The sequence below is a fragment of the Agromyces sp. P1_H4 genome, from assembly GCF_056405255.1.
In genome coordinates this window covers 1-4,162 of sequence record NZ_JBFUCL010000333.1, presented here as the reverse complement: position 1 = coordinate 4,162, position 4,162 = coordinate 1, and the positions used below count along the sequence as shown (strand labels likewise).

At 71.8% G+C, this 4,162-nt stretch carries 3 protein-coding genes and 1 pseudogene; 1 reads left to right on the top strand and 3 read right to left on the bottom strand.

The annotated features are described in order from the left end of the window. Positions 1 to 1,576: pseudogene (locus AC1DY2_RS16495) on the top strand (hypothetical protein); the annotation flags it as partial. Positions 1,577 to 1,589: 13 nt separating this feature from the next. Here the strand turns inward: AC1DY2_RS16495 and AC1DY2_RS16490 are convergent. From AC1DY2_RS16490 to AC1DY2_RS16480, 3 genes are all read right to left on the bottom strand, one after another. Continuing rightward, complete coding sequence (locus tag AC1DY2_RS16490; RefSeq protein ID WP_476763401.1) at positions 1,590 to 2,414, bottom strand: ABC transporter permease; 825 nt, start codon at positions 2,412 to 2,414, stop codon at positions 1,590 to 1,592. Further along, positions 2,411 to 3,427: an ATP-binding cassette domain-containing protein gene (locus AC1DY2_RS16485; RefSeq protein ID WP_476763400.1), complete on the bottom strand. Its 1,017-nt coding sequence runs from the start codon at positions 3,425 to 3,427 to the stop codon at positions 2,411 to 2,413. Before AC1DY2_RS16485 ends, AC1DY2_RS16490 begins: the two co-directional genes overlap by 4 nt. Positions 3,428 to 3,519: 92 nt before the next feature. Continuing rightward, on the bottom strand, positions 3,520 to 4,162 hold a 643-nt coding region (locus AC1DY2_RS16480), incomplete at its 5' end, for a GNAT family N-acetyltransferase (RefSeq protein ID WP_476763399.1).

Genomic DNA, 4,162 nt, shown 5'->3' with positions numbered 1-4,162 from the left:
CACCGGTGCTGCCGACGCCGTCTGGCTCCTGGACGGGCTCATCACCCAGTCGCTGCTCGCCGTCTCGCACGCCCCGGGCGCGGCCGCGCCGCGCTACCGGATGCTCGAGACGGTGCGCGAGTTCGGACAGCTGAAGCTCGCCGAGGCCGGCGCTGAGGCCGATGCCCTCGCGGCGATGGACACCTGGGCGGTGCGCCTCTCGCTCCGCGCACTCGACGAGGTGCGAGGACCCGACCAGATCACGGCGTTCCGCGAGCTCGACCTCGAGCAGGACAACCTCGTGGGGGTGCTGCGCCGAGCGATCGCGGCACGTCGTGGCGAGGTCGTCCTCCCCGTGTTCGCGGCGCTCGCGTACCGGTGGACGGTCCGCAGCGCGCACTCCGAGATCCTCGCCTTCGGCGCAGCCGTGCTCGACAGCACGAGCGACGGGCACCCGGCTCCCGAACTCGCCCCGGCGACCATGCTCGCCCTCTCCCTGATCACCGCCACGCACCTCGCCACGGGCAGCATGACCGGCGCGCGTGGCGCGGCGCGCATGAAGCGACTCGCTGAGGAGCGGCATCCGATGCCGCCGTGGCTGGAGGCTGCCGGCGGCTTCCTGCTCGCGATGCCCGACCAGGCCGAGTCCCTCGCGCGGCTCGAGGCGATGGCCGCGTCGGACGACCCCGACAGCGCGGCGCTCGGCTCCATCATGCTGAGCCAGCTCACCGAGAACGAGGGCGATCCGGTGGCGGCGGAACGCCACGCGCTGCGAGCGTCCGAACTCGCACGCCGCACGGGCGACGTCTGGATCGAGGCGATCTCGTCGATGATGCTCGCGGAGCTCGCGAGCCAGTCGAACCGGCCGCTCGAGACCCTCCGRCGTGCGCGTCGCGCCCGCACCGGGCTCGAGTCGCTGGGCGCTGAGCAGGACCTGATCCAGCTGGACTGGATGATCGCGGGTGCCCTGCTCGCCGCCGGACGGATCGACGAGGCGCGTCCGCTCTTCGAGGCGATGGCCGACGACGACCGGGTGATGGCCGACGGCATGGCGGTGTCCACCATTGCCGACGTGGGGCTCTCGGAGATCGCCCACCTCGAGGGGCGCGAGGCCGAGTCGCTGCGGCTCGCCCGCCGCGCGATCGACGCGTTCCACGACGGGCGACGCCGTGGCTCGCCGTGGTACTTCATCGTGCTCGCCGGCTTCGCGGCGCGCGGCGCCCTCGACGGCTGGCCGGCCGACGAGGTGCGGGGCTGGGCCGACCGGCTGCGCTTCCGCACGATCGCGTCGTACCGCGCGCGCGGCGGCTACACCGACAAGCCGGTGCTGGGCACGATCGCCGTCGGCCTCGGAACCTGGATGCTCCATCAGCCGGGCGGGGAGGAGCGGGGAGTCGAGCTCATCGCCCTCGGCGAGCGCCTGTCGGGCCGCCAGGACGCCCCCGGTCCGAGCCGCGCCCGCGTCATCGGCGCCGTCGAGGCCCGCGTCGCCCCCGAGCGCCTCGCTGCCGCCCGCGCCGCGGCGGCGTCACGCACGACCGACGAATGCGCGGAACGGGCGCGCGAACTCATCGCAGCGCCCGTTCCGTCATCCTGAGGACCGTCGGTCCTCACGCCTTCCGCATGTAGGCCTTCACGGTCATCGGCGCGAACACCGCGACGACCACGGCCGAACCGAGCAGCGCCCAACCGACCTCGGGCCCGACCATGCCCTCGTTCACGAGGTCGCGCACGGCGGTCACGATGTGCGAGACCGGATTGATGTTCACGAACCACTGCAGCCACTCGGGCATGGTGTCGACCGGCACGAACGCGTTCGACAGGAACGTGAGCGGGAAGAGGATCATCATCGAGATGCCCTGCACGCTCGAGGCGCTACGCGCGACGACGCCGAAGAACGCGAAGATCCACGACAGCGACCAGGCGCACACGATCACGAGCACCGACGCGGCGATGACGCCGGCCAGTCCGCCGCCGGGGCGCAGGCCCATGAGGTAGCCCATGGCGAACGTGAGGGTCGTGGCGATGAGGTACCGCACGGTGTCGGCCAGCAGCGCCCCCGAGAGCGGCGCGATGCGGGCGATCGGCAGCGAGCGGAACCGGTCGAACACGCCCTTGTCCATGTCCTCGCGCAGCTGCACGCCGGTGACGATCGACGTCGAGATGACGGTCTGCACGAGGATTCCCGGGATGATGATCGGCAGGTAGTTCTGCACGTCGCCCGCGATCGCGCCGCCGAAGATGTACGTGAACATCACCGTGAAGATGATCGGCTGCAGGGTGACGTCGAACAGCTGCTCGGGCGTGCGCTTGATCTTGAGGATCCCGCGGTACGCCATCGTGAGGGTGTGCGAGAGCGACTCCTGCAGGCTGACGCGGTTCTTGAGCTTGCGCTCGTGGCCGGGGGTGATGGTGGTGGTGGCGATCGCGCTCATGCGCGGCTCCCTTCGAGCTCGGTGCCGGATGCCGCGACGTCGGCGGATGCCTCGTCCTCGACGCCGTGGCCGGTCAGTGTCAGGAACACCTCGTCGAGGGTGGGCTTGGCCACGCTGAGCTCGGCGAGGTGGATGCCCTCGTCGCGGAGGGTGACGAGCAGTTCCGTGACGCGGTCGGGGTTGTTCATGGGGGCGGTGATGCGCCCGGCCTCGGGCGAGATCGTCGGCGAGACGCCGAGCACGCGCTCGATGGCGACGCGCACGTCGTCGACGTCGCGGGAGTCGGCGAGGCGCAGCTCGAGGCTCGACTCGCCGACCGATGCCTTGAGCTCGTCGGCCGTGCCCTCGGCGACGACGCGGCCGCGGTCGATGACCGCGATGCGGTCGGCGAGCTGGTCCGCCTCGTCGAGGTACTGCGTGGTGAGCAGCACGGTCGACCCGGTGGCGACCAGGCGGCGGATGGTGCCCCACATCTGGGCGCGCGTCCGCGGGTCGAGACCGGTGGTCGGCTCGTCGAGGAAGATCAGCGGCGGCTGCGCGATGAGGCTCGCCGCGAGGTCGAGCCGGCGGCGCATGCCGCCCGAGAAGCTCTTCAACGGGCGCTTCGCGGCATCCGTCAGCCCGAACTCGTCGAGGAGCTCGGCGGCCTTGGCCTTCGAGGCGGCGTGCGAGTGGCCGAGCAGCCGCGAGAAGATCACGAGGTTCTCGGTGGCCGAGAGGTTCTCGTCGACCGACGCGTACTGTCCGGTGACGCCGATGAGCTGGCGCACGACCTGCGACTCGCGCTGCACGTCGTGACCGAAGATGCGCGCCCGGCCGGCGTCGGGCCGGAGGAGGGTCGCGAGCATGGAGATGGTGGTGGTCTTGCCGGCGCCGTTCGGCCCGAGGACGCCGTAGACGGTGCCGGTCGCAACCCGAAGGTCGACGCCGTCGACCGCGCGATTGGAACCGAACACCTTGACGAGGCCGTCGGCCTCCACGGCCCAGTCGCCGTTCTGTGTGGTGGTGTGCATGTGGACCATGCTCCCTACCGGCGCTCACACGCGGCTCACGTGCCGCTCACACCGCCGCGGGGTGTCGTACGAGCGCTGTGAGCGCGCGGCGATCAGGCCGCAGCGGCCTCCGCGTCGACGTCCCGCCCGTAGGCCAGCATGAGGAAGCTCGACCCGTCGGGCCGCTCGAACACGAACTCGCGTTCGTGCAGCCGCTCGAAGCCGAGCCCGTCGTAGAGGCGCTGCGCCGCCACCATCTCGGGGCCGGTGTTGAGCACCACGCGCGGCGTCACCCGGATGCGCGCGAGCTGCAGCACGTGCCGCACGAGCAGCGCGCCGATCCCCCGGCGGCGCGCTGTGGCCGAGACGCCGAGGAATCGGAAGTCGAGCTCCCCTTCGCGGGCCAGCGGCGAGATGGCCCGGCCGGCGCGCGGCGTCGAGGCGGTGCCGAGCAGCATGCCGCTCGCGGCATCCGTCGCCACCCAGACCTGGTGCTCACGGCTTCGTCCGGCCACCGCGGCGATGTCGGCGCGGTAGGCGTCGCTCAATGCGAAGTCGACCGCGTAGGCCGCTTCGGTGAGGGCCGAGACCTCGCCGGCCTCGTCGGGGCGCATGAGCCGCACGCGCACGTCGTCGCGCTGCTGCAGCGGATACCGGAAGACGAGGGCCTCGACCTCGCCGGTCGAGACGGTCGCGTCACGCTCGGGCACGCGCTCGAAACCCAGGCGTTCGTACAGCGCCTGCGCACGCACGTTC

What these genes read in the sequence shown, in the direction of transcription:
- AC1DY2_RS16490 (WP_476763401.1), bottom strand. Translation starts at nt 2,414, where the DNA reads ATGAGCGCGATCGCCACCACCACCATCACCCCCGGCCACGAGCGCAAG.
- AC1DY2_RS16485 (WP_476763400.1), bottom strand. Translation starts at nt 3,427, where the DNA reads ATGCACACCACCACACAGAACGGCGACTGGGCCGTGGAGGCCGACGGC.